Annotated in this window: 16 protein-coding genes; 7 read left to right on the top strand and 9 right to left on the bottom strand. The window is 74.0% G+C overall.

Translation table 11 applies throughout. The features are described 5' to 3' along the window. Positions 1–82 precede the first annotated feature (82 nt). Positions 83–1,651: a phytoene desaturase family protein gene (locus ACFY3J_RS13375; RefSeq protein WP_390840877.1), complete on the top strand. Its 1,569-nt coding sequence runs from the start codon at positions 83–85 to the stop codon at positions 1,649–1,651. A 610-nt stretch (positions 1,652–2,261) separates the two neighbouring features. Here the strand turns inward: ACFY3J_RS13375 and ACFY3J_RS13370 are convergent. The 6 genes from ACFY3J_RS13370 to ACFY3J_RS13345 all read right to left on the bottom strand — a co-directional run bounded on the left by ACFY3J_RS13370 (position 2,262) and on the right by ACFY3J_RS13345 (position 14,034). After that, entirely contained in the window at positions 2,262–4,223 is a 1,962-nt protein-coding gene (locus ACFY3J_RS13370; RefSeq protein WP_384179879.1) for a PQQ-binding-like beta-propeller repeat protein, read from the bottom strand. Between the two features lie 49 nt (positions 4,224–4,272). Next, positions 4,273–5,865, bottom strand: a complete 1,593-nt coding sequence (locus ACFY3J_RS13365) for a VWA domain-containing protein (RefSeq protein ID WP_390840876.1) — start codon at positions 5,863–5,865, stop codon at positions 4,273–4,275. A 31-nt stretch (positions 5,866–5,896) separates the two neighbouring features. Then, a complete protein-coding gene (locus tag ACFY3J_RS13360) occupies positions 5,897–8,485 on the bottom strand; it encodes a hypothetical protein (RefSeq protein WP_390840875.1) in 2,589 nt (862 codons plus the stop codon). 36 nt (positions 8,486–8,521) lie between these two features. Next, on the bottom strand, positions 8,522–9,934 hold the full coding sequence (locus ACFY3J_RS13355) for a hypothetical protein (RefSeq protein ID WP_390840874.1): 1,413 nt from the start codon (positions 9,932–9,934) through the stop codon (positions 8,522–8,524). A 98-nt stretch (positions 9,935–10,032) separates the two neighbouring features. After that, the gene (locus ACFY3J_RS13350) at positions 10,033–11,889 is read right to left on the bottom strand and encodes a hypothetical protein (protein WP_384179887.1); all 1,857 of its coding nucleotides are present in this window, start codon (positions 11,887–11,889) and stop codon (positions 10,033–10,035) included. A gap of 357 nt (positions 11,890–12,246) precedes the next feature. Next, positions 12,247–14,034, bottom strand: coding sequence for a serine hydrolase (locus ACFY3J_RS13345; protein WP_384179889.1), 1,788 nt, complete (start codon positions 14,032–14,034; stop codon positions 12,247–12,249). Between the two features lie 193 nt (positions 14,035–14,227). On the opposite strand from ACFY3J_RS13345, the gene ACFY3J_RS13340 reads away from it, so the two are divergent. The 5 genes from ACFY3J_RS13340 (at position 14,228) to ACFY3J_RS13320 (ending at position 18,920) form a co-directional block, all read left to right on the top strand. Next, a complete protein-coding gene (locus ACFY3J_RS13340) occupies positions 14,228–15,727 on the top strand; it encodes an acyl-CoA synthetase (RefSeq protein ID WP_384179891.1) in 1,500 nt (499 codons plus the stop codon). After that, positions 15,724–16,320, top strand: coding sequence for a GNAT family N-acetyltransferase (locus ACFY3J_RS13335; protein WP_384179893.1), 597 nt, complete (start codon positions 15,724–15,726; stop codon positions 16,318–16,320). Before ACFY3J_RS13340 ends, ACFY3J_RS13335 begins: the two co-directional genes overlap by 4 nt. Positions 16,321–16,414: 94 nt before the next feature. Beyond that, entirely contained in the window at positions 16,415–16,657 is a 243-nt protein-coding gene (locus ACFY3J_RS13330) for a DUF397 domain-containing protein (protein ID WP_384179895.1), read from the top strand. 124 nt (positions 16,658–16,781) lie between these two features. After that, positions 16,782–17,684, top strand: a complete 903-nt coding sequence (locus ACFY3J_RS13325) for a universal stress protein (protein WP_384179897.1) — start codon at positions 16,782–16,784, stop codon at positions 17,682–17,684. A gap of 738 nt (positions 17,685–18,422) precedes the next feature. Next, on the top strand, positions 18,423–18,920 hold the full coding sequence (locus tag ACFY3J_RS13320; protein ID WP_141364343.1) for a hypothetical protein: 498 nt from the start codon (positions 18,423–18,425) through the stop codon (positions 18,918–18,920). Between the two features lie 76 nt (positions 18,921–18,996). Here the strand turns inward: ACFY3J_RS13320 and ACFY3J_RS13315 are convergent, their stop codons facing one another. Together ACFY3J_RS13315 and ACFY3J_RS13310 are read right to left on the bottom strand one after the other, a co-directional pair. After that, a complete protein-coding gene (locus ACFY3J_RS13315) occupies positions 18,997–20,976 on the bottom strand; it encodes an N-acetylmuramoyl-L-alanine amidase (RefSeq protein ID WP_384179899.1) in 1,980 nt (659 codons plus the stop codon). Between the two features lie 326 nt (positions 20,977–21,302). Continuing rightward, complete coding sequence (locus tag ACFY3J_RS13310) at positions 21,303–22,442, bottom strand: aminoglycoside phosphotransferase family protein (RefSeq protein ID WP_384179901.1); 1,140 nt, start codon at positions 22,440–22,442, stop codon at positions 21,303–21,305. Positions 22,443–22,676: 234 nt separating this feature from the next. Between ACFY3J_RS13310 and ACFY3J_RS13305 the strand changes: the two genes are divergently transcribed. After that, on the top strand, positions 22,677–24,170 hold the full coding sequence (locus tag ACFY3J_RS13305; RefSeq protein ID WP_384179903.1) for a hypothetical protein: 1,494 nt from the start codon (positions 22,677–22,679) through the stop codon (positions 24,168–24,170). Positions 24,171–24,191: 21 nt separating this feature from the next. On the opposite strand, the gene ACFY3J_RS13300 is transcribed toward ACFY3J_RS13305, so the two are convergent. After that, on the bottom strand, positions 24,192–25,646 hold the full coding sequence (locus ACFY3J_RS13300) for a PP2C family protein-serine/threonine phosphatase (RefSeq protein WP_384179905.1): 1,455 nt from the start codon (positions 25,644–25,646) through the stop codon (positions 24,192–24,194). Positions 25,647–25,732: the final 86 nt, after the last annotated feature.

Genomic DNA, 25,732 nt, shown 5'->3' with positions numbered 1-25,732 from the left:
ACGACAGGACCTGGGCATGCGCCCCGGATCCGCAGCGGACCGCGCCCTGGCCGAAGTGGATCACCGCGTGTTACGAAGGACCATGAGCGCACACGAGGGACACGGGACGTACGACGTTGTCATCGTCGGCGGAGGGCACAACGGACTGGTCGCCGCCGCCTACCTGGCCCGGGCCGGACGGTCGGTGCTCGTGCTGGAGCGGCTGGACCACACCGGGGGCGCCGCTGTCTCCACCCGTCCGTTCGCCGGCGTGGACGCACGGCTGTCCCGCTACTCCTACCTGGTCAGCCTGCTGCCCCGGAAGATCGTCCAGGACCTGGGCCTGGACTTCCGGCTGCGTACCCGCACCATCTCCTCGTACACGCCCGTCGAACGCGCGGGGCGGCCCACCGGACTGCTCGTGGGCGGCGGCGAGGAGCGGACTCGCGCGGCGTTCGCCCGGCTCACCGGCTCCGACCGCGAGTGGGAGGCCTGGCAGCGTTTCTACGGCATGACCGGCCGCCTCGCCCGCAGGGTCTTCCCCACGCTCACCGAGCCGCTGCCCACCCGCGAGGAACTGCGCCGCCGCGTCGACGACGAGGATGCCTGGCGGATCCTGTTCGAGGAGCCGATCGGCGTCGCCGTCGAGGACCGCTTCGCCGACGACCTCGTACGCGGAGTGGTCCTCACCGACGCCCTCATCGGCACCTTCGCCGACGCCCATGACCCGTCCCTGGCACAGAACCGCTGCTTCCTGTACCACGTGATCGGTGGCGGCACCGGCGACTGGGACGTACCGGTCGGCGGCATGGGCGCCCTGACCGACGCCCTCGCCGCCGCGGCCCGCCGGGCCGGGGCCGTCATCGCCACCGGCCACGAGGTGACACGGGTGGCGAGCGACGGGCGCGCCGCGGAGGTCACGTACCGCACCCGCGACGGCGAGGGCACCGTCGGCGCCCGGCACGTGCTGGTGAACGCCTCCCCGCAGGCCCTGGCCGCGCTGACCGGCGAGGAGCCGCCGGAGCCCGCCGAGGGCGCCCAGATGAAGGTGAACATGCTGCTCAAGCGGCTGCCCAGGCTTCGCGACACCGCCGTCGACCCGCGCGAGGCCTTCGCCGGGACCTTCCACATCGCCGAGGGGTACCGGCAGCTCGCCGACGCCCACGCGCGGGCCGCCGCGGGCGAGCTGCCCGCCGCGCCGCCCTCCGAGATCTACTGCCACTCCCTGACCGACCCGACCATCCTCGGCCCCGACCTGGTCGAACAGGGCTACCAGACGCTCACCCTGTTCGGCCTGCACACACCCGCCCGGCTCTTCGCCCGGGACAACGACGCCGTACGCGGGGAGCTGCTGAAGTCGACCCTCGCGCAGCTCGACGCGCACCTCGCCGAACCCCTCGCCGACTGCCTGGCCACCGACGCCGACGGACGGCCCTGCATCGAGGCCAAGACCCCGCTGGACCTGGAGCGGGACCTGGGCCTGCCCGGCGGCAACATCTTCCACCGGGCGCTGAGCTGGCCGTACGCCCAGGAGGGCACCGGCCGCTGGGGCGTGGAGACCCGGCACGCCAACGTGCTGCTGTGCGGCGCGGGCGCGGTACGCGGCGGCGGGGTCAGCGGAGTGCCCGGGCACAACGCCGCCATGGCGGTGCTCGAAGGCCGGGGCGCCTGAGGGCACACGCCCCTCGCCCTCGCACGCCCGACGCGGCGGAGACCGGCGCCCCGTGTCCTCGCGTGGTGGGGACCGGCGCCCCGTGTCCTTGCGTGGTGGGGACCGGCGCCCCGTGTCCTTGCGTGGTGGGGACCGGCGCCCCGTGTCCTTGCGTGGTGGGGACCGGCGCCCCGTGTCCTTGCGTGGTGGGGACCGGCGCCCCGTGTCCCCGCCCGGCGGAGACCCGCGCCCCGCGCCCCCGCATGCCCGATGGACGCGGAGCGCCGCGGCTACGCGGGGCTGCTGGACGCGGTCACTCGCCCCGCGTCCGCCGCCGAGACGCCCGAGGACCTCTCCCGGCACCTCGCCACCTGCGAGGGGTGCGCCCAGGCCGCCGCCTGCCTGCGGCCGCACGGCGGCGGACTGCCCGCCGCGCCGGCCGGCGGCGCATCGGCTGGGGCGGCCCGGCCTACCTGGAGCGCCGCCGCCGGGTCGCCGAGGCCGCGCCCTCGCATGGTGGAGACTCGCGCCCTCGCATGGTGGAGACTCGCGCCCTCGCATGGTGGAGACTCGCGCCCTCGCATGGTGGAGACTCGCGCCCTCGCATGGTGGAGACCCGCATGCCCCTCCGCTACCGGACCGCGGTGGTGTTCGCCGCCGCGGCGGGCAGTGTGTGCAGGGTTCCGCCGGACGAGGCGGCGTGAACGCTGCGGCCACCGGGGGAGCAGGACGTGGCCAGGATCTGGCCGCCGAGGTCGAAGCTCTGCAGCGACGCCCCGTCCGACGCGTCCAGCAGATGCAGCCGCCCGCTCCAGCCGCCCGCGTACACCGCGGCCCCGTCGGAGCACAGCGCGAAGAACTCCTCCCGCTCCCCGTGGTGCGCGCGCCAGACCGGCTCGCCGGTCGCGGCGCCCAGGCAGTGGACCGTGCCCGCGACATCCCCGACGATCACCGTGTCGAGCACCCGGACCGGCGGGGCCACCACCGGCGCGCCGAGCCGGGCCTCCCACACGGCGGAGCCGTCGGCGGCCGCCAGGCACCTCACCGTGCCCTCCCCGTCCGCGACCACCAGGTGCTCCTCCAGCGGCAGCGGCGGTGCCAGGACCGGGGCCGGCAGCCGTGCGGGCGCCTTCCAGGCCAGGGCGCCGTCCTCGTCGTCGACGGCGAGGATCTCCGCGCCCCGCTCGGCCGACAGGTACACGTGCCGGGCGCCGGCGACCACCGGGACGGCCGGGGCTCCCGACGTGTCGGTGAGCGGATCGGTCTCCCACCACAGCCGGCGGGTGACCGCGTCGAAGTGGTGCAGCCGGCCGGTCGCGTCGCCGAGGAACACGCTCCGCCCGCGCAGCAGCACCCGGGCATGGGCGAGGCTGCCGGTGGCCGAGGACCACCACAGACGGTGCTCCCGGATGTCCCAGGACTCCAGCCGGCCGTCGGCGTCGCACACCAGCAGCACGTCGCCGTCCGCGCACAACTGCACCGGAGCGGTGAAGTCCGGCCTGCGGACCTTCTCCCGGCCCGTGGCCGCGTCCAGCCAGCGCACCGCGCCGCCGCCGTCGGCCACGACCACCCCGTCCTCCTCGGTGGCCACGACGCACTGCGGCCACTCCCCGACGTCGGCGCTCCAGCTGCGCCGCCCCGGCCGGAACGGCACGGTCAGATCGGCGGCGTTGCCCGCCCCGGCCAGGAAGTCCCGCAGTTCCGCGCGGTAGGCGGTCAGGGTGCGGCCCACGTCCACCGGCAGCCGCAGCGCGCCCGGCCGGCCGAAGCCGTCGGCGACCTCGTCCAGCCGGGGACGGTCGGCCGGATCCTCGGCCAGACAGGCGCGGATCAGCCGGCCCGTGGCGTCGTCCGGCAGCCCGGACAGGTCGGGCGCGGCCCCGCTGACCCGGCGCACCAGCATGGCCCGGGCGTCGTTCTCGGCCGTGTACGGCGGGTGGCCGGTGAGGGCGTACAGGACGATGCCGGCGATGCCGAAGACGTCGGTCGCGAGCCCGGTCCTGGCCAGCCCCCGCACCTGCTCGGGGGCACAGAAGTGCGGGTGGCCGATGACCATGTCGAGGGTGAGCGTGACCCGCTGGCCGCGGATCCGGGTCAGCCCGAAGTCGATGATCCACGGCCCGTCGTGGGTCAGCAGGATGTTCCCCGGGTGCAGGTCCCGGTGCAGCAGCCCCTTGCGGTGCGCGGTGCCGAGGGTGTCGAGGAGTTCGGCGGCGAGCGTGTGCACCGTGTCGCGGGGCAGCGGGCCGCCGTGCTCCTCAACGACCCGGTACAGCGACAGGCCGGGGATGAAGCGGGTGGCCAGCGTGGGCCGCCGCCCGGCGCCGAAGTCGAGCGCGAGCAGCTCGGGGATGCGCGCGCCCCTGCAGCGCTCCAGCGCCTTGCTCTCCTGGTGGAAGCGCTGCATGTGCTGGGCGTCCTCGGTGAACTCGTGTTTGAGGAGCTTCACGGCCGCCAGCGTGTCCGGGCCGTGCCGTTCACCCGGCCGCCGGCCGAGGTAGACCGTGCCGAACCCGCCCGTGCCCAGTCTGCCCAGCAGCCGGAAACCGGCGGCCTCCGGCGGATCGCCGTCCGCATCCAGCGGCATCACCATGTCCACGTCCTTTCTCCGGGCCGTTCCGTGGCGCCCGGCTGGGAGGGGGTCACTGAAGGACGACCGCCTCGTTCTCCGTCTCGTGGGAGAAGCCGATGCCGCACAGCACGGTGGACTTGCCCAGCTCGCAGGTGCCGGTGTCGCGCAGCCGCTCCCCGCCCGCGCGCGGGGCGTCGCGTTCGCACCGCACGACGAGGACCGGGCGTCCGGCCTCCTGCCGGCCGCGTACGGTGACCCTGGCCCGCACCTGCCCGGCGTCCGTCTCCTGGGTGACCTCCCGGCCGTGCAGCGGGATCGTCTGGCGGTTCCCGGTCCGCAGGTCGGTGACGACCAGGAGCCCGCTCAGCTCGGGGTTGCGCCGCCGGTGGACGTGCCAGACCAGGGTTGATCCCAGCAGCAGGACGAGCAGCACGAGGGGGTAGAGCCAGCCGGGCGGCCGGCCGGGCACCGTGCCCCGCAGGTCCAGCGCGGTGACGACCGGCTCGCCGGTGGAGAACTTCGACTCGCCCAGGGACCCGCGGACCGTCGTCGTCCACGCCGAGGAGATCTCGGCGCGCAGACCCACCCGTGCCTGGAAGTCGCGGGAGCCGGGGACGAGGCTGAACCGGGGCTCCTGACGCCAGGTCAGCGTCATCGGCACGGTCTTCTTCTCACCCGGTCGCAGGGTGACCGGAGCGGCCGGCCCGGCCGGGGCCGACCGCGGACCGCCGGCGTCCCCGGTGGTCGTCAGCCGGACGGTCAGCGGTACGTGCCGGGCCTTCGACTCCAGCGTCACCCGAAGCGTCCGGGTGCGGACGCCGGTACGGTCCCCGGTGCCCACGGTGACGTGTTCGCCACCCGCCCCGTGCACCCCCTCACCGGCGACCGACACGGTGACGGTGCCGCCCTGGTCTGCGCGGAGCAGGGACACCGCCTTCTGCGTGCGGACCTGGTCCTTGGCGCCGCTGAGCTGCGAGCCGAGGGCTGTGGGGTCGACCGGCAGGATCCGCGGGGCGCCGAAGGCGCTGCCGAGGACATCGGACACCCCGGTGCCCTCGGCGAGCGGAAGCCCGTAGCCCATGATCTTGCGGTCCGCGTCCAGCGCGGCGTAGCGCGACTTCAGCCGCTGCCAGGCCGTGCTGCCCAGACGGGCGTAGGGGCTGCCCGGCGCGTTCACGGCGCCGTCGGTGAGCATCAGCACCGCGCCGACCGGGGCCGTGCTGTGGTCGAGCTGGTCGGCGGCGGCGTCCAGCGCGGCGCCGTGGTCGCTCGCCGACTCCTTGGCGGCCTGGGGGAGTTCCCTGGTGAACAGGCCGTCGGTGCGGTTCGCCGGGGACATCGGGTGGACGACGCCGGTCGCCCGGCCGAAGGTGACGACGGCGACCTGGTCGGCGGGCGTGAGTGAGTCGAGGAAGTCGGCCAGGCGCCGCTTGACCGTGGTGTAGAGCGGTACGCCGTCGGGGCCCCGGTCCTGCATGGAGCTGGAGACGTCGACGAGGACGACGTAGGCCGCCGGGACGTCGTCGACCTTCAGCGAGCGGTAGATGTCGTCGCGCGGCGCCGGTGGGTCCGCGGCAGCGGCGGGCGCCGCGCCGCTCAGGGCCAGCAGGAAGGCGAGGGCGAGCAGCGCGGCTCGGTGGGCCGTGGCCCGGGTGGTGGGCATGAGGTGGTGTCCCCCTGGGGTCGTGCGTGGTTCAGGTACGGGTGCGGGCGGCGAGGGAGTCGAGCTTGCGCAGCCGGGCGATCTCCCGGTCGCACTGCCGGCTTTGCCGGTCGAGTTCGTCCTTCAGGCGTGCCTGCCTGCCGATCGCGTGATCGCGGTAGTGCGACCAGATCCGGTGGCCCGCACTGCCCCGGACGAGGGCGAGTTCCAGGTGCTCGCGCTCCTCGGCGGCGCGGCCGGTCGCGTCGTAGGAGGCCCAGGCCAGCTCGTAGGCCTCGAGCAGGGCGAGGACGCGTTCGCCGACGCGTCCGTGGGCGGCCCAGGTCTGCAGGGCGGCGGCGAGCTGGTCGTTCTCCGCGCCCGTCCGCCGTGCCGCGCAGGTCTGCACGGCCAGCTTCTCGCAGTCCTCCGGGACGCCCGAGCAGCGCGCCGCCAGGCGGTAGACCTCGCGCAGGGCGATCACGGGCCGCAGCCGTGGCAGGCGGTCGGCGATGCGCAGGAGCCACCGCTGGTCCTCGGGCGTCTCGCGCCAGTGCGGCGCCTCGGTGGCGAGCCGGTGCACGGCGTCGAGGACGATCCGCGGGCAGGGGTCGGGCCAGTCCGACAGGCGCAGGGCGAGGTCGCGGCCGGCCTGTCCCGGACCCTCACCGGTGGTCCCGTCGACCGAGAGGGCCCGGTCGAGCAGGAGGTGGACCACGGTGGTCGCGTGCTGTTGCGCGGGGCGCGGGTGGAGCGCCGCCCGCAGGGCCGAGACATAGGTGTCGACCCGTCCCGTGGGGCCCGCGGTGCCGGGCTGCGGCGCCGCGGCGGCCAGAGTGAGGAAGCCCGACGGAGACAGGCCGGCCAGGAGGCACAGCACGTCCCAGTGGGCCGCGGTCTCCGGCCGCATCCGGGCGGGCGGCCGGTCCAGAGTGCGCCAGAGCGGCGAGTGGGTCGGGGCGTCGTCCGCCGTGGAGGCGGAGCGGAGTACGCAGCCGAGGAGCCCCTGGAAGAAGCCGGGCAGCAGGACCTCGTCGACGGCTCCGCAGACGACCGCGCCCTCCAGCAGGCGTGCCGCCGCCTCGGGGTGGCCAACGGCCCATTTCCGGTCGGCCTCGGCCGGGCCGGTGCCGGAGCTCAACAGGGCGTACAGCAACGGTAGTTCCGGGCTGCCGGCGATGTCCGTCCGCCGTTCGGGCCCGGCCTCGCCGTACAGCCACCGCAGCCAGGCGAGGACGCGACCGCCCGGGTCGGTCTGTTCGTACAGGGCCCGGACCAGGCCGCCCGCCAGGCCGGGGACCTGACACAGCATGGACTGCGTGAAGCGCATGGTGCCCTCGGTGAACGGAGCGACGGCGGGCAGCAGCCGCTCTGTCACGGGATCCGGCACGCCCTGCGGGCAGCCGGCCCGGACCTCGTCCATGACGCCGGCCAGGACCTCGTCGAGAGGATCCAGGCTCCGCCCGGTGGAGGTGAGGGCGGCACGCATGTTCTCGAAGTCGCGGCGGGCCACGTCCGTCCGCCCGTGGAGCAGATCGTCGAAGAGCTGGTCGCGGAAGGCCTGGGAGACGACGGGGCTCGACATCAGGGGCGCCAGGGCCTCCATTCCGGTGTCCGGGTCCGTCAGCGCCTTCCCCGCGAGGACGGCGAGCGCTCCGGTGCTGATCCCGGGCGTGCGCAGGGCCTGGTTGATCCGGTCGGCGCCCACCTCCTGGCCCTCGGAGACGGCCTGGACGACCGCCAGCGAGGGGTCCAGGGCCTCCAGTACCTCCAGCGCCCGCGCGTGCGCGTCGGGCCCCGAGATGTCCAACGGCTCGCGGGCGTCGGCCAGATGCCGCACGACGGCGTCGCCGCCGTGCGCGGTCCAGTTCTCGATGAGCAGGTCGTGGTAGCTGCGCGCCTGCGGGGACAGCTCGCCGAGATCGGGCAGTTCGCCGCTCAGGGTCAGGCCGGTCACTCCGGGGGACCCGTCGGCGTCACCCCAGTACAGCCGCATGGGCACCTCGGAGCCCGAGGACGTCGAGCTGGCCGCGGACAGGGTGCTGCGCATGCCGAAGGGCAGCAGGGCGGCCACGGAGTCAAGGACGCGCAGCAGTTGGAACGGCTCGTGGTGGCGGTCGCCCGTCACCGCCACCGGGCCGTCCAGCAGATGGGCCGCGGCGGCCGCCAGCCATCGGGTGAGCTCCGAGACCCGAGGGGTGATGTTGGCGCTGACATCGGTGACCAGCAGGTCCTCCTCGCGGAAGGCGAGGTGCGCGGGTCCGGCGCCGGTCAGGCCCGCGGCCGCGGTGTGGGCGGCCCGGGCCAGCGCGCACCAGCCGATGCCCGCCGCCTCGATCGCCGCGTAGGGGACGGCGAAGTGGTTGATCCGGTGGATCGCACGGTTGCTGCCGTCCACGCCGTCCGTGCCGTCCAGCAGGAAGACCCCGACCGTGCCGGCTCCGTCCGGGCCCCTGGCGCATCCGATGGTGATCCACGGCAACGGGTCGCCGGGCTCCGGAGTACCCGGCGACCAGTGGTGGACGGCGGCGTTGAACTCGGCGCTGCGGCCGGGCGGGTGGGCGGCGAGAACCCCGTATCCGCTGCTGGTGTGGGGCTCCTTGCCCCACAGGGCCCAGTCGGCGATCAGCCCCGGTGCCATGGCGTGTCCTTCCTCATGCGGGTGTTCGGTGCCGGATCAGGACTGCGTCGGGCCGAAGCCCCGCAGGAAGAGGAACGGTTCGAGGACGTTGACGGGCCTGGGCGGCGCCACGAAACGCACGCTGTCCTCGACGTGGTTGATCAGGTACGGGTTCTCGAAGTCGAACCCCCGGTCGGGGTCGACCCAGAAACCGACGGCGGAGCAGACGAAGTAGCCGACCCGCTCGGGTGCGAAGAACTGCTCGATCTGCTGCCGGATCTCGTGCAGGCTGCCGTGCGGGAACGCGTGGCACAACCCGTCGAACAGCCGCTTGGCGTCCATGACCTCGGGTTGTCCGGTACGGGGGTTGACCCGGACGTTGCCCTGCTCGCAGGCGAAGCGGAAGACCCGGTCGTCGTCGAACTTCGCCAGGCAGACGGCGATGCTGTGCGGCAGGAAGTTGCCCTGGCGCTCACGGCGCATGTTGATCTCGGTGGCCACCCCGCCGAGGACGTCGGTGAAGAAGTCCGCGTTCTGCCGGGCGTCCTTGGTCACCGGTCCGTCGTCGCCGTTGACCTGCCATTCGCGGACGGGATCGACCACGTAGACCATGGCCCGCGAGGCGCCGAGGTCCTTGATCAGTCTGCTTCCGTAGGCGGCCCCGGTCTGCGAGCGCAGGTCGAACGCCTCCCCGGGCAGGTCGCGGACGGTGACCTTGAACTCCGTCAGGTCGCGTCCGCGGTCGCCGCCGCGCCGGAAGAGTCTGCGTCCGGCGCGGGAGAAGCGGGTCCCGGTGAGGTCCCCGGCCAGGGTGAAGCGGACCGGGCGCTGCTCGGTCAGCGTCGCGTTGGGGAACTTGCGCTCGCGGTACAGGAGACGCGCCAGGTCGCCCAGGAACTTCTGGGAGGCGTGGTCGTCCGGATAGATGGTCCATTTTCCGTACAGCGGGTCCTGCACGGCCCGGGAGAGGGCGGCCAGCAGCGTGGACTTGCCGCTCTGCATACCGCCCCAGAGGGTGATCGTCGACTCGGGCGAGGAGGTCCGGTCCTCCGGCTCCTGCGGGGTCGCGTCCTGCTTCTCGCGCTGCTCCGCGGCCCCCTTCCGGCCGGACTTGGCGGGCTTGGCGGGTTTGTCGGCGCGTGCGGGCGCGGCCGGCTCGTCCAGCTTCTCCAGGAAGATGCTGGGCAGCGCCTCGTCCTCCGGCGCGGACCGGGGCGCGGGCGCGGTGGACGGGCGCGCCCGGTCCTTCCGCGCGCCCGGGTCTCCCGGACGGGGGCGAGGGGGCGCGGTCCCGGTGCCGGCCGCGGATCCGGCGGGCGGGGCGGCGGTCGGCGGTGGGGGCAGGGCGGCGAGGCCCCCGACGAGGGTGGACCGGCCCAGGACGTCCAACGGCCCCTGTTCCCGGTCCTGTTGCCTGCGATCCGGTTCGGCGTCCTTGGCGCGCTCGGACCGCGCGTCGTCGTCGACCATGGATGTGCTCCCGCTTGACGGGCGGCGGACGTCGTCCGCCGCACGGTGGTGGTCCGGTCCGCGCGTGCGCGCGCACCGATGTGTGGGTGAGGTCCTCGTCAGCCGGCCACGGCGTGCTGCCAGTCGGCGGCCGTGCCGTCGGCGACGACGAGCCGGATCGGCGCGCCGTCCTGGGGCAGGCACAGCGCGGGTGCGGCGACGGCGGCGGCGATCTGCCGCGGGTCGTGCCCCGCGATGAACCGCCCCTCGGTGCCGAACGCGCCCCAGGCGTGGTCGGCCCAGTGCGCCAGGTGGGGTTCGCCCACCAGCTCGTCCATCCAGGCCGGTTCGTCCACGACCGCCACGCAGGCGACGCCCTCGTGGCGGCGTGCCGCGTCCAGTTCGGCCTGCCAGTCCAGCCGGTCGGGGCAGATGCGTACGGGGGCGCCGCGCCGCAGCACCTGGGGCGGGCGGGCTCGCGGGTGCGGCGGCCGGGAGCCGACCACGAGCAGCACCCGGTGGCTGTCGGTGCGCCACTGGTGGCGCCACCCGGGCAGTTCCCCGGGCACGTGCTCCAGCCCGGTGGCGAAGTCGTGCCGCAGGGGGCAGGGGCGCCAGGACTCCAGCGTCCGTGCCGCGTCCGGCGCCGCCGACATCCCCACCCGGTGCGCGACGGGGTCGTGGTCGCGCGGCCGGTGGAGCGGGTCGTGGTCGCGGTAGCCGATCAGACCCACCCGGAGCGTGTCCTCGCCGCCGACGGCGTCCTGTACGGCGGTGACGACGGCCGCGGCCTCCTGGAGGCGCTCCTCGACCGCGGTGCCCCCGTCGGCCTGCGGACCGGAGACCTCCACGGCGACCATCAGGTCGACCGGGCAGGGCCGGGAGAGCTGCCGGGGGGTGCTGGAGGCCAGCGCGGTCCAGGGGGAGGTCTCGGGTTCGTGGTGGCCGTCGTAGCCCAGTTCCACCCGGCTTCTTCCGTGCAGGGTGTAGGACAGCGTGGTCCGGGAGCCGGGCGGCAGTTCGAGCCGGTCGATGCGCAGTGAGCGCCACCGGGACGCGGGTTCGTCCCGCCCGGCGCAGACGACGGCGGCGACGCTCTCGCCGGTGGTCGCACCGGGCGGCGGCGCGGTGACCGGCACCCGTACGACGGGTCCCGCGGCGGTGCGGTCGTCCGCGCGGCTGCCCGCGGGGAACAGCGGCCGGCGCACCAGGTCCACCGTCCCCGAGGCGCCGTCGACATGGGCGGCGGCGAGCCACACCGTGGTGCGCAGCGGCAGTTCGGCCGTCAGGTCCTCCGGTGCCAGGGGCCAGTGCGCGGGCAGCCGCAGGCACAGCAGCGCACCCGACTGTGCCCGAACCGCCTCGGCCGCCCGCTCCAGGGGGTGCCAGCCGGCGGCCCTGACGGCGAGCACGAGCGGCTCCGTCGCGTCGCGGTGCGTGCTCCTCGCGAAGGCGGCCAGGGAGTTCCGCAGGGAGGCGCCCACCCCGCCCGCGGTGCCGTCCGCACCGCCGGCGAGCAGGAACAGGCGGCTCGGCCGCTCCTGCGGGAGCACCGCGGACACGGGTGCCAGTTCCGTCCAGGACGTCTCGGCCAGCCGGATCAGCTCCGGACCGGTCGCGCCGGGGGCGTAGGCCAGCCGGTTCAGGCGCAGCCGCTCACAGCCGACCTCCAGGACGTCCAGGGCCGGGAAGTCGCCGGAGGCCAGGCGGGTGAGCGCCCATCCCAGGCCCGCCCGTGACCGCCTGGCGCGTTCCTGGGCGAGCACGTCCTCCCAGGCGGACCGCCAGGCGGGCGGCGGGGCCGCCGCGGACAGGAGCCGCGCCACCGCGTACCGGTCGGGCGGCGCCGGCCGGTCGCCCCGCTCGCCGTCCTGTTCCGTGTCGCGCGCGGCGGGCCCGCCGGCCAGCAGGTCCGCGACGCGGAGCGCGGCCCGAAGGTCGGCCGGCCGCACCTTCGCACCGTGGTCCGACTGCACTGTTCCTCACCCCCCGATACGGTCGCCGACACCCTCAAGGGCGGCCGGCGACCGCTGTTGCACGTGAATCAGGCATGGAACGGCCCTGACCCAGAGGTCACTGAGGCAGCCACGACTGATCGCAGAACCCGGAATCCCCCATCCGGTTGCGGATTCACATTATCGCCCGCTGTGCGGATGGGGCCCGTATTCGTGAGCTTTTATTTCCGTCGCCGCCGTGCTGGTGGGGAGCTGAAAGGAATCTGAAAGAAACCTGAAAGAAAGACAGGGGAATGATGCTGGTCTATTTCCGTTGTCGACGGTTTTCCGAGTGCGGGAAAGCTGGAATTGATCGAAGTCGACCGGGTGTCGATCTCCTCAGTCCGCGGAGGCCGTCCAGCCCTTCGCCTCGACCCGGGCCGAGTCCGCCGGGCGCGCCTCGTCGAACAGGACGGCGCGGCCGGTCTCGACCCGCTGGGCGTCGACGTAGGCGCCGCGGCCCACGTACAGGCGGTCGGTCGTGTACCGCCAGCGCAGGGTCAGCCGTCCGGCCGCCGGGAGGCCGGCCGTGAGCCCGTGCCAGACCCGGCCCGAGTAGCCGGTGGCGGTGCCCGCGGGGTGCGGCTCCGGCTCCTCGCCCCGGTGCGTGGTGGTGAACGGCACCGGCTGCCAGGTGGCGCCCCCGTCCGTCGTGCACTCCAGGACGAGCACGTCCGACCCGGGCTCGGTGTCCCACCACAGGTCGCACCGCAGCCGGGCGCCGCCCGCGGAGGTGTCGAGCGCGGGGAGGGCCAGAGTCGCCGTCGTGGCGTTCGCCATCCCGGAGAACCACGCCGTGCGGCCCCGCGTCGGTCGGACCGGTACGGCCCGTGCCAGGTCGTTGCCGGTGGCGACGCGCGGAGCGGAGCCGGAGCGCCAGTTGCGCACCGGGTGCACGGAGTTGCCGAGGACGACCAGGAACGAGTCGGTGGTCGGGTCGAGGACCAGCGACGTGCCCGTGAAGCCGGTGTGCCCCGCGGTGCGCGGAGTGGCCATCGCGCCCATGTACCAGTGCTGGTGGAGCTCGAAGCCCAGGCCGTGCTCGTTGCCGGGGAAGGCGGTGTTGAAGTCGGTGAACATCAACTCCACCGACTCGGGCCGCAGGATGCGGGTACGCCCGTACGCGCCGCCGTTGAGCAGCGTACGGGCCAGGACCGCGAGGTCCCACGCGCACGAGAACACGCCCGCGTGCCCCGCCACACCGCCGAGGCTGAAGGCGTTCTCGTCGTGCACCTCGCCCCACACCAGACCGCGGTCCAGGCCCGACCAGGGCTTGCGGGCGTCCTCGGTGGCCGCGATCCGCGGCTTCCAGGAGGCGGGCGGGTTGTAGCGGGTGCGGTCGAGACCCAGCGGCCCGGTGATCCGCTCGTGCAGCAGGGTGTCCAGGGCGAGCCCGGTGACCGCCTCCAGGACCAGTTGCATGGAGATCATGTTCAGGTCCGAGTACAGGTACGCGGTGCCGGGCGGGTTGATCGGCGCCTCGTTCCAGACGAGTTCCAGTTTGCGCTCGTACGTCGGCGCGTTGTACAGCGGGATCCAGGCCCGGAATCCCGAGGTGTGGGTGAGGAGTTGGCGAATGGTGACGTCCTGCTTGCCCGCGCGCCCGAACTCCGGGAGGTAGGACGCGACCCTGCCCTCCAGCTCCAGCGTGCCCCGCTCGAGTTCCTGCACCGCGAGCATCGAGGTGAACAGCTTGGAGACCGAGGCCAGGTCGAAGACGGTGTCCCGGGTCATCGGGATCCGCCGGTCCGCCGGGAGCTCCACGGCGGTGTCGGTCTTCTCGTCGTACGCCGAGTAGCGCAGCGCCATGCCGATCGGCTCGTGCAGCGCCACGGTTCCGCCGCGCCCGGCGAGCAGCACGGCACCCGCGTACCACGGATGTGTGGGGGACGGGCCGAGGAACGCCTCGGCGTCCTCGACGAGTTGGCGCAGCGGGGCGGCGAGCAGGCCGGCCCGCTCGGGGGATCCGTGCCGCAGGGTGGGGCTGCCGTTCGCCGGGGCGGCGGCGGCCGGGCCCGCGGGCAGGGCCGCGAGCGCGAGGGCCCCGCCCAACGCCATTGTCCCCAAGCCCAGTTGGCGGCGGGTCAGCCCGCCCGCTGCTCTGCCTGCCGCGTCGTCGCTCGTCATGAGGCCTCCCGCCCACCGTCTGAAAGTATCTTTCGGGGATGGTCGTGTGCGGTGAAACTTTCGTGTCAAGTGGAGGCCGTGTCAACGGTGCGTGCGCTCCCGGAACGATCTGACGATACGTCAACTGACCTCGAGCGGGCGGTCGCACGAAGGTTCTTGACCTCCCGCCGCGCCGGACCCAGGATCATCTGTCATGACGCCTGGACACGGCAGCACGGTCGACGGAGTCCTGCGGCGCAGCGCCCGCCGCACCCCGGCACGCGTCGCCGTCGAGTACGGCGAGCGCTCCTGGACGTACGCCGAACTCGACGACGCCGTCTCCCGCGCGGCGAACGTCCTGCTCGGCCAGGGCCTCGCCCCCGGCGACCGGGTCGCCGCCTACGGCCACAACTCCGACGCCTACCTGATCGGCTTCCTCGCCTGCGCCCGCGCGGGCCTGGTGCACGTGCCCGTCAACCAGAGCCTCACCGGCGACGACCTCGCGTACATCGTCGGCCAGTCCGGCAGCGCCCTGGTCCTCACCGACCCGGATCTGGCCGGACGACTCCCGGCCACCGCACGGGCGTTGGCCCTGCGTGACGCCGGGGACTCGCTGCTCGCCCGGCTGCCGTCCACGCCGCCGTACGACGGCCCCGAACCGCGCTCCGAGGACCTCGTGCAGCTGCTGTACACCTCGGGCACCACCGCCCTGCCCAAGGGCGCGATGATGACCCACCGGGCACTGGTCCACGAGTACCTGAGCGCGATCACCGCGCTCGACCTCAGCGCGGGGGACCGCCCCGTCCACGCGCTGCCCCTCTACCACTCGGCGCAGATGCACGTGTTCCTGCTGCCGTACCTCGCCGTGGGCGCGACGAACATCGTCCTCGACGCGCCCGACGGCGACCGGATCCTCGACCTGATCGAGGCCGGACGCGCGGACAGCCTGTTCGCCCCGCCCACGGTCTGGATCGGGCTGGCCAACCGCCCCGACTTCGCCACCCGCGACCTCGGCGGACTGCGCAAGGCGTACTACGGCGCGTCGATCATGCCGGTGCCGGTACTTGAGCGCCTCCGGGAACGCCTGCCGGAACTCGCCTTCTACAACTGCTTCGGCCAGAGCGAGATCGGCCCCCTGGCCATGGTGCTCGGACCCGATGAGCACAAGGGCCGCATGGACTCCTGCGGCCGGCCGGTGCTCTTCGTGGACGCCCGCGTCGTCGACGAGGACGGCAAGGACGTCCCCGACGGCACACCCGGCGAAATCGTCTACCGCTCACCGCAGTTGTGCCAGGGCTACTGGGACAGGCCCGAGGAGACCGCGGAGGCGTTCCGCGAGGGCTGGTTCCGCTCCGGCGACCTCGCCGTGCGCGACCCGCACGGCTACCACACGGTCGTCGACCGGGTGAAGGACGTCATCAACTCCGGTGGCGTACTGGTGGCTTCGCGCCAGGTCGAGGACGTCCTGTACACGCACCCGCGGGTCGCCGAGGCGGCCGTGGTCGGCCTTCCCGACGAGCGGTGGATCGAGGCCGTCACCGCGTTCGTCGTCCCCTGCGGCGAGGTCACCGAGGCCGATCTGATCGCCCACGCCCGTGAGAAGCTGGCGTCGTTCAAGACCCCCAAGGAAGTGATCTTCGTGGACGAACTGCCGCGCAACGCCAGCGGGAAGATCCTCAAGAGGGAACTGCGCGACCGGTTCGGTGCGCGGTGACGGCGTACCCGTCGGCGGAGGCCACCCCCGGCACCCCCGCGCTGACCCTGCGCCCCTGGTGCGCGGCGGACGCCGCCGACCTGGTCGCGGCCTACCGGGACGAGACACTGCGCCGCTGGGCCGGTCCGGCCGTGGACGACGAGACCGGCGCGGCCCGGTGGATCCGGGAACGGCAACGGGACTGGGAGACGGGGGACCGCTACGCGTTCGCCGTCCTGGAGACCCAGGGCCCCGAGGGGCACGAGGAGCGTGGCGGGCCCGAGGCGCGCGAGCGGTTGGTGGGCCACGCCGTCGTCAAGGGCGTCCTCCCCGGTGCCCCGTCCGCCGAGGTGGGCTACTGGACCGCGGCGCACGCGCGCGGCAGGGGAGTGGCCCCCCGAGCCCTGCTGGCCCTGACCGACTGGGCCTTCGCCCGGTTCGCGGACCGGGGCCTGACCCGGCTGGAGCTGCTGCACCAGGTGGACAACACGGCCTCCTGCCGGGTCGCGCGGAAATGCGGCTACGCGCAGGCCGGGCTCCTGCCGGCGGCGCCGCCCGACTATCCGCTCGACGGCCACCTGCACATCCGCACACGGCTCCCCGACGCGGCCTGACGCCCCTCCTGAAAGTCCCCCTCACGTGGCCTGTTGACGCCGGGACTCGATGGCTAGGCTGACCCGCGGACGACGATTGGGGAGGAGCACGGACGTGGCCGAGAGCACTGTCCAGCAGCACCCGCTCGCGGGATGGGACAAGCCGGAACTGGATCTCAGCAGCGCGCAGTGGCGGTCCAGCAGCGGCGGACTGGGAGATGTCCAGATCGCCTTCGTCGAGGGATTCATCGCGATGCGCAACGGCGGCAGCCCGGAAAGCCCCTCCCTGATCTTCACACCCGCGGAGTGGGGTGCGTTCATGTCAGAAGCGCGGCACGGGGAGTTCGATCTCACCTGACCGGACGCGGACAGGGGGTGTTTCCCTCGTGTTCGGGGACAGGGGACCTTGAGAGCCCCGCAGGGGCCGGCGGCCGAGCGGCGCCGGGCCCGCGGGGAGGTCGCCGTCCGGAGGAGAGGAACCCATGAGCACCCCACCGGTCGTCGCCGCCGTCGACGGCTCCGACGACAGCCTGCGCGCCCTGGACTGGGCCCTCGACGCCGCCCGGCGGCGCGGGGCGCCCCTGCGGGCGGTCCACGTCCGTCAGTACGCGGCCCTGGCCCAGCCCGACGTCCTCGTCGCCGGACCGCCCGGCGACGACGGCGATCCGGTGCTCGACCGGGCACGCGCCCACCTGGGCGAGCGCACCTCCGGGACCGAGGTCGAGTACGCCGCTCTTGACGGGCTTCCGGGCGCGCTGCTGCCCGAACTGGGCGCTACCGCCCAGCTGTTGGTGCTCGGCTCACGGGGGCGCGGCGGCTTCGCCAGCCTGCTGCTCGGCTCCAGCAGCCTGGCCGCGGCCCGCGACGCCGAGTGCCCGGTCGTCGTGGTGCCCCGGCCCGGCCGCGAGGTCCACGGCGAGACGGAGGCCGGCCCGGGGCCACGGGTGGTCGTCGGCGTCAACGTCGACAGCCCCGACGACGCCTTGATCGATTTCGCCTTCGCGGAGGCCGCCCTGCGCGGGGCCCGGCTCCAGGTGCTCGCCGCCTACCCGTGGCCGCCCCCGGCCTGGGTGGCCCCGGCGGAAGTCACCACGCTCATGGTCGACCAGGACGCCGTGGAGAGTGAGACCCGGACCCTGGCCGAGGGCTTCCTCGCCCCGCACCGCGCCCGCCACCCCGACGTGCTCGCCGAGCCCCATGTGGCGCCCGGCGACGCGGCCGGTCTGCTGGTCGCCGCCTCCCGCGACGCCGAACTGGTCGTGGTCGGCCGCCACCGTCGGCGCCTGCTGGCACCGGCCCGCATGATGGGCTCCGTCACCCAGGCAGTCCTGCTGCACGCGGCGAGCCCGATCGCGGTGATCCCCCCGTCCCCGCCGGAGGAGTGACGACGGCCGCTCGGACGACGCGGCAGGGCGGCGTCCTCGGTCGGTGGCGCTGTCGCGTCGAGGGGTGGCGCCGGCCGTCACCGGGCAGTACGACAGGTTCCTGTCGCAGGGGGCGCGGTCGTGGTCGAGGGGGACCAGGAGTCGCGGCACGCTCCCGTGTTCGGGCGGTGTCGCTGCCGCCGTCGCCGCGGAAGGGGGTGACGGCGACATCACCTGGTCACGGCGACCGGTTTCCCTGCCGTCAGCACGAGGCCGGACTCGCCGCACCGGGACGCGCGGCGGTTCGCTCCGGGCCTCGTCCCGACCACCTCCGCCACGACGGCCCGCGTGGCGCCCCCGCCGACCGGCCGCCGGGACCGAACCGAGCGGGGGCTGGGGGGACCCGCCCGCGCCGCCGACCCCGCGCTCCTCACCCCCGCCGTGCGGCTTCTCGCCCACGCCGAGCGACCCGGCCCGCCGAGCGACGCCGGCACCGACCCGCCCGCCGCCCGCACTCCCGCCGTGCCCGTACCGGGACCGAGGAGGCGGGCCACACCGCAGACACGGTGGGGCTCGCTCACACCGCAGACGCAACGGTGCCCGCCCACGCCGCTGATCGCCTTCCCGACCAGCCCCGACGGGCCGTGGCGGCGCGCCGGCACCACGCGCGGCACCGCGGGCACGGCACCGGGTGATTCCGCCCCCGGCCGGTGGCCGCCCTCACGCCACGTGGCAGGCCGGGGCACGTACCATGGCGGCATGTCGTTCCTCCGCCGCCGCAACGCCACGCCCGCCGGGCCCGACTTCGACGTCCTGGCCATGGACCCGGGCGACTGGCCCGGCAACCTGGGCGCCGGTCTGCTGCCCGCGCCCGACGGCACCTGCCAGGGCGTGTTCCTGCGTTACGACCTGTTCGGCGGCCGCGGCACCGCGATGATCATCGGCAATCTGCCCGAGGGCTCGGTCGCCCGCGAGGTCGCCGAGGGCGAGGTGCCCTTCGAGGTGGCGCAGCTGCTGCTGGCCCTGGAGAACGACGAGGAGGTCACCGTCGTCGGAAGCGAGGACATGCCCGTGCTCCAGGGCGACAACCTCCTGATCGTGCGCCGGCTGAAGCTCTCCGAGAGCCGTATCTCCTGCGTGCAGTTCGACCGCAGCGACGGCGTCCTGGTCACCATCGCCGCCTGGGACCGGCCGATCACCGACGACCTGTACGCCCTGCTCAAGCCGCTGCCCGCGGAGCTGTTCCAGCAGGGCTGACCGGGCGCCACGCGAAAGGGCCGGCCCCCGCGGGACCGGCCCCTCACGTTCTCGTACGACGGACGACCTCGGCCCGCTACCGGGACGACGGCTCCACCCGTACGTCCGCGGCCCGCACGAACGCCACCCGGTGGCCGAACTGGATCTGGTAGTACATGTCCTTGCCGACCACCACCCGGTGCGACGCCGTGGTGAAGGTGGCCGAGTAGTAGTACTCACCCGGCTGCAGGCCGCCCACCACGTACTTCTGGCCCGCGAGCAGCTTGTACGGCAGCGGCGACACCGCCTGGACGGGCACGCCCGCCGGATAGGCCCCCTCCTCCGGGTAGGCCCTTCCGTACACCGGCACGCTGCCCAGCCCGGCCTTCGGCGTCACCACGGTTCCGGCCGCGGCCACCGCCGCCGGCTGCTTCGCCGGGTTCTGGAACCAGGCTTTCTGGCCCAGGTACCAGATCGCCGTCCAGTCGCCCTGCCGGCCGGCGACCGCGTACTGCTGCCCGGTCTCCACCCGCGAGGCCACGTCGTTCACGTCGATCGTCGACGGGCTGCCGTCCGGCCTGAGACCGATGTCCTTGATCAGCGGCGAGGAGGTGTCGGGCTGCGAATACAGCCGCACCTCGCTGGAGCCGTGCGCGGCGCACGGCCGGCCGCTGGTGACGCAGCCCGTGTACTCGGGCCGGTTCGTCGCGTAGTCGGGGCGGATCGTCACCAGGCCGCCCTTCTTGCCCGCGGACGGCTCGAACGGGCGGCCCAGCAGCTTGAAGTAGTGCCGCCAGTCCCAGTAGGGGCCCGGGTCGGTGTGCATGCCCGGGATGCTCGCGGTGGTCGGCCCGGGCACGGTGTCATGGCCGAGGATGTGCTGCCGGTCCAGCGGGATGTCGTACTTGCCCGCGAGGTACTTCACCAGTCGCGCCGAGGACCGGTACATCGCCTCCGTGTACCAGGCGTCCGGCGAGGCGAGGAAACCTTCGTGCTCCAGGCCGATCGACTTGGCGTTGATGTACCAGTTGCCCGCGTGCCAGGCCACGTCCTTGGCCTTCACGTGCTGGGCGATGTGCCCGTCGGTGGAGCGCAGGGTGTAGTTCCAGGACACATAGGTGGGGTCCTGGACCAGATTGAGGACGCCGTCCCAGCGGCCCTCCGTGTCGTGGATGACGATGTACCGGATGGACTGCGCCTTCGGCCGGTCGCCCAGGTCGTGGTTGCCGTAGTCGTCACCGCCGAACTCCTCGTACGGCGCCGGGACCCACTCGCAGGACACCGAGGCCGGGCACTCCGTACCCTCCGCCGAACGGTGCGGCAGGGCCGTCAGCGTCAACTGGGAGCTGCGCGGGGCGACGCCGGGCCGCGCGGCCAGGACGACCCGCTGGCCCGAATCGGTGGTGCGCCGCTCACCGGAGCGGATCACGTTGTACACGTCGTCGGCGTAGGCCGCCGCCGTCGCGCTGTCGTCCGCGCCGGAGAACCGGGCCACCGCGCCGTACCAGGCGGCCGGATCCGCGCTCAGCGGTTCGCCGAGCTTCTTCTGGGCGGCCGCCAGCAGGGCCGCGCCGCCCGCGATGTTCGCCGACTCGTCCTCACGCAGCCGCGCGGCGGGGATCTCGGTCAGCCCGGCCGCCTCGGGCAGCGTCTTCAGCCGTGCGGGCAGGGCTGATTCAGCCGGCGCCTTCGCCTCGGGGTGCAGGGCCGCCCGCGCGTCGTCCCCGCGCGCGTCCTCCGTGCCCTCGCTGTGGTGCGGGGCTTCGGCGAGCGCGGTGCGCGCGTCGGTCAGGTGCATCGGCCCGTATCCGCCGGTCACGCTCGGGGCGCCGCCGTGCGCGTCCCAGCGCGACTGCAGATAGGACACGCCCAGCAGGACGCTGAGCGGCACGTGGTACTCGGCGGACGCGGACGCGAACGCCCGCTGCAACCTGCCGGTGTCGTCCGTGGCGGCGCCCGCGGACGGGGTGCCGCCCAGCAGCGGCAGCAGCAGCGCCGCCGAGGCGACGACCCCCGCCGCGCTGCGCGCGCTTCTGCGTCCCGGCATGGGTCGGGGGTCGATGGCGGATCCTCGCAATGCAGCCTCCAGGGGCGCTCGGGCGTAGCGGGGCGTGCGGGGCCGGCGTGGATCAGTGGTACCGGCTGTCCGACGATCCGTCAATCACGCGCACAGCAAGGCGATTCCCCATGTCAAGCGGCATCTCGGCGAGTTTCTGCACGGCACCCCCAAGGCCTGCGCGGCGTCAGTGGCTTACACCAATGGCCCCTGCGGCCACTACTCCGAAAGAGCTGAACGAGACCCGCGCCGGGGATGGGGCGAAGAGGCGGGCGGCGGAGATGTCAGGGTATGACAAGGGACCGCGGGCACCCGGTCGATGGGTGCGCCGCGGACCGTTGTCCCCGTCAGCGAGTGCCGACGGCTGCGCGTACGGCCCGGCGGGCCAGCTGGCAGTCGTCGTGGAGCCGCCGCAGCAGCAGCCGCTGTTCCTCGCCGGACGGCGCAGCACCCGGGTGGGCCGTGCCCGGTGCCGCCGGGGCCGTATCGTGCATGGAGCGCTGCACGGCCGTCTCGTAGGTGCGGATCTCCCGGGTGAGCACGAGCATCAGGTTCACCAGGAACGCGTCCCGCGTGGCCGGGCCGGCCGACTGGGCGAGCTGGCTGACCTGTCGCCGCGCCGCCGGCGCGTCCCCGAGCACCGACCACAGCGTCGCCAGGTCGTAGCCCGGCAGGTACCAGCCCGCGTGCTCCCAGTCCACCAGGACGGGACCGGCCGGGGAGAGCAGGACGTTCGCGAGCAGCGCGTCGCCGTGGCAGAACTGGCCCATGCCCTGCCGGCCCGCGGCGTGCGCGATGCCGTGCAGCAGCTTCTGCAGGTCACCCAGGTCCCGGTCGGTGAGCAGACCCAGCTCGTGGTACCGGGAGATACGGGCGGCGTAGTCCAGCGGGGCGTCGAACGTGCCCGCCGGCGGCCGCCAGGCGTTCAGCCGGCAGATCGCGCCCAGGGCGGCCCCGATGTCCGCCCGGGGCGGGGCCTCCACCGGGTGCCGTTGCAGGGCGGCCACCCGCCCCGGCGTCCGTTCGATCACCAGCGTGCAGTTGTCCGGGTCCGCCGCGATCAGCCGGGGCACCCGGACCGGCGGCCGGTGCCGGACGAACGAGCGGTATGCGGCTATTTCGTGCCGGTAGCGCTCCGCCCACGCGGGGGAGTGGTCGAGTAAGCACTTGGCGACAGCCGTGCTGCGCCCGATGGTGCCGACCAGGAGCACGGACCGCCCGCTGCGGCGCAGCACCTGCACCGGAGAGAACTCCGGGCAGATCCGGTGCACCGAGGCGATCGCCGTGCGCAGTTGCGCGCCCTGCGGGCCGGACAAGTCGAGTCTCCCGCTCAGCGGTTGGGTGCCGGGCCCCACGGCGTGCCGCGCCCGGCCGGCACCGAGCGCGGGGGCCGCTGGACGCAGGGGGTCGAGGTGGGGGCCGCCGGTGCCCTGACGGGTACGCAGCGACCGGGGCGGGGCGGACACGGAGGACGATGCTGCATACATGTGGCGGGACCGATCCCTTCGTGTGCCTGATGCTTCAGCGCGCTCCCGGCCCGGACGCCCGGGTGCACCCTGGGGAATGTCCCTCGGCGACCGGGTCGGGGTGGCGCGTTCCTACCTGACACCCGGTGCGCACTGGCACACCATGTGGCGCACCCTGGCGAACCCTGGCGAATAGTCGCCCGGCAAGTCGCGGCGGGGCTACTGTCAACTCAGCCGAGTACCTGGGGGCTTGACGTGACAGGACAACCCAACACCCGTCTCGCGGACCTGTTCGGCCTGGCCGGCTGGTCCAAAGGCGAACTCGCGAGGCTGGTCAACCGGCAGGCGGCGGCCATGGGCCACCCCCAGCTGGCGACCGACACCTCTCGGGTGCGGCGCTGGATCGACATGGGAGAGATCCCGCGCGATCCCGTACCGCGGGTGCTGGCGGCCCTGTTCACCGAGCGTCTCGGCCGTGTCGTGACCATCGAGGACCTCGGTCTGGTACGGCACGGGCGTACAGGGAAACGGCAGGGCGACGGGAGTGCGGAACATCCCGACGGAGTGCCGTGGGCGCCCGAGCGGACCGCCGCGGTCCTCACCGAATTCACGGGAATGGACCTCATGCTCAACCGACGCGGCTTGGTGGGCGCGGGCGCCGCGCTCGCCGCGGGCTCCGCACTCAGCAGCGCCATGCACGACTGGCTGCAATCCGATCCGACACTCAAGACCGAAACCCCCGCCCTCGACCATCCCCTGCACGCCGACCCCGCTGGGTTCGACCGCTACGACGCCGCCCCCATCGGGTCGCAGGAGATCGAGGAACTCGAACGCTCGGTGGAGGTGTTCCGAGCCTGGGACGCCGCCCGCGGCGGCGGGCTGCAACGCAAGGCGGTGGTCGGCCAGCTCAACGAGGTGGGCGGCATGCTCGCCTACCGCCACCCATCCCACCTCCAGCGGCGCCTGTGGGGCGTCGCCGCCAACCTCTCCGTCCTCGCCGGCTGGATGTCCCACGACGTCGGCCTGGAACCCACCGCCCAGAAGTACTTCGTCATCGCCGCCCACGCCGCCAGGGAGGGCGGCGACCGGCCGCGCGCCGGGGAGGCACTGTCCCGCGCGGCGCGCCAGATGGTGCACCTGGGCCGGCCCGACGACGCGCTGGACCTGATGAAGCTCGCCCACTCCGGCGCGGGCGACCGCCTCCAGCCGCGCACCAAGGCGATGTTCCACACCATCGAGGCCTGGGCCCAGGCCTCGATGGGCAAGGGCCAGGCGATGCGCCGCACCCTCGGACAGGCGGAGGACCTCTTCGTCTCGGACACCGGCGACGCGCAGCCGCTCGACTGGATGCAGACCTTCAAGGACGAGGATCTGTACGGCATGACGGCGCTCGCGTACCGCACGCTGGCGGAGCACGACCCGAACGCGGCCGCGCACGCCCAGCACTACGCGGAGAAGGCCCTGGCCCTGCGGGTCGACGGACGCGAGCGGTCGAAGATCTTCGACCATCTGTCCATGGCCTCCGCCTGCTTCATCGCGAACGACCCCGAACAGGCGGACCGGTACGCACGGCTGGCCCTGATGGCGATGGGATCGAACTCCTCCCGCCGCACCTGGGACCGGCTGCGCGAGATGTACCGGCTCACCGCCGAGTACGCCACCTATCCGAAGGTCGGCGAGTTGCGGGAGGAGATCCGGCTGGCCCTGCCCAAGCCGAAGGGCAGGAACACCGGCGGCGCACCGGCGTAGGGTCCCGGTTCCGTACGCGGGCTACGACGTCACTCGGGCGACCAGCACGCAGGCGTCGTCCTCGCGCCCGGTTCCGCCGAACTCCTCCACGACCGTCCGTACGCACTCCTGCGCGCGGCGCGCCGCGGTGAACCGCGGGGCCAGCTCGAGCAGGCGTTGTGCGGTGGCCGTCGCTCCGTCGCGTTCGGCTGCGCTGGAGCGCGCGGACTCCCGTCGCGGCACCAGTCCGTCGGTGTGCAGCAGGAGCAGGTCGCCCGTCTCCAGGGTCTCCTCGGCCTGCCCGTAGCAGGCTCCCGAAGCGGCGCCGAGCAGGACGCCGTCCGGGCCGTCCAGGATCCGCCCCGTCCCGCCGCGGAACAGCAGCGGGGCGGGGTGTCCTGCCCGCGCCCAGGTCAGGGTGCGGGTGACGGGCCGGTAGCGGCAGCAGACGGCGCTGCCCAGAGCCGGCTGCACGGTGGCGTCGTGCAGTTGGTCGAGCCAGGTCATCAGCTGGCCGGGCCGGGCCCCCGCCATCGCCATGCCGCGCAGGGCACCCAGCAGCAGCGCCGTGCCCGAGGTCACGCCCGGCCCGCGGCCGGTGAGTCCGCCGACGCTGAGCAGAGTGTCGCCGTCGGACAGCTCCAGCGCGTCGTACCAGTCGGCCCAGATCGGCGTGCCGGTCGAGGACGGCAGGTGGTGGGCGGCCAGGTCGAGCCTCGGGCGGCCCCGGCGCGGGAGCCGCAGGGAGCCGCGCCACGGGGGGAGCGCGGCTTCCTGCGGCTCGACCGCGAGCCGGCGCTCGGTCTGCGTGCGACGCCGGTGACGGTGCAGCGAGTCACGGGTCTCGCGCACCGCCGACTGACTGAGCCGCAGTTCGCTGACGTCCCGCAGCACCGCCCACATCGAGGTGGTGCCGCCGTCGGCGTCGAGCACGGGCTCGCCCATCATGTGCACCGCGCGGACGGCTCCGTCGGGCCGCACGATGCGGAACTCCCCGTCGATCGGCTTGGCGTCGACCAGGCAGTCGGTGACCATGGCGGTCAGCCGGGGCCGGTCCTCGTCCAGCACCACGGAGGGCAGTTCGTCGAGGGTGAGCGGGGGAACGGCGGGGTCGCGGCCGAGGATCAGGAACAGCTCGCCCGACCAGGCGGCCTCGTCCGTCAGCAGGTTCCACTCGGCGCTGCCTACCCGGCTGAGCAGTGGACCGCGCGATGGGGCGGCCGGTGCGCCGAGCTCGGCCGCCAGTGCCTCGGGCACCGGTGGCGGGCCTTCCCGTAACTGTGCCAAGTATTCGTCCAGATCGTTGAGTTGGCGCAGCGCCAGGTCGCACAGGGCACGCTCCCACCGGCCCCGCGGATCCGAGGCGTCGCCCTGCGCGTCCTGCCGCACGGCGTCCACCTCGCCCCTGAGACGGCGCGCCTGCGACATCAGCGCGTCGACCGGCCCGCGCCCTGATGGCTGGGCGGGGGAGCGGTCCGCGGACACGTGGGGCGGCATGGCGCACTCCGATGCGGGGACGGTACGGCCGAGGCGGTGGGAGGGACCGCTATGACTGTTGCACAGCCGACGGCGCCCCGTAAGGG

Origin of the sequence: Streptomyces sp. NPDC001231 (genome assembly GCF_042896885.1) — a bacterium.
Taxonomy (GTDB): Bacteria; Actinomycetota; Actinomycetes; order Streptomycetales; family Streptomycetaceae; genus Streptomyces.
This window is presented reverse-complemented; position numbering and strand designations above follow the sequence as displayed.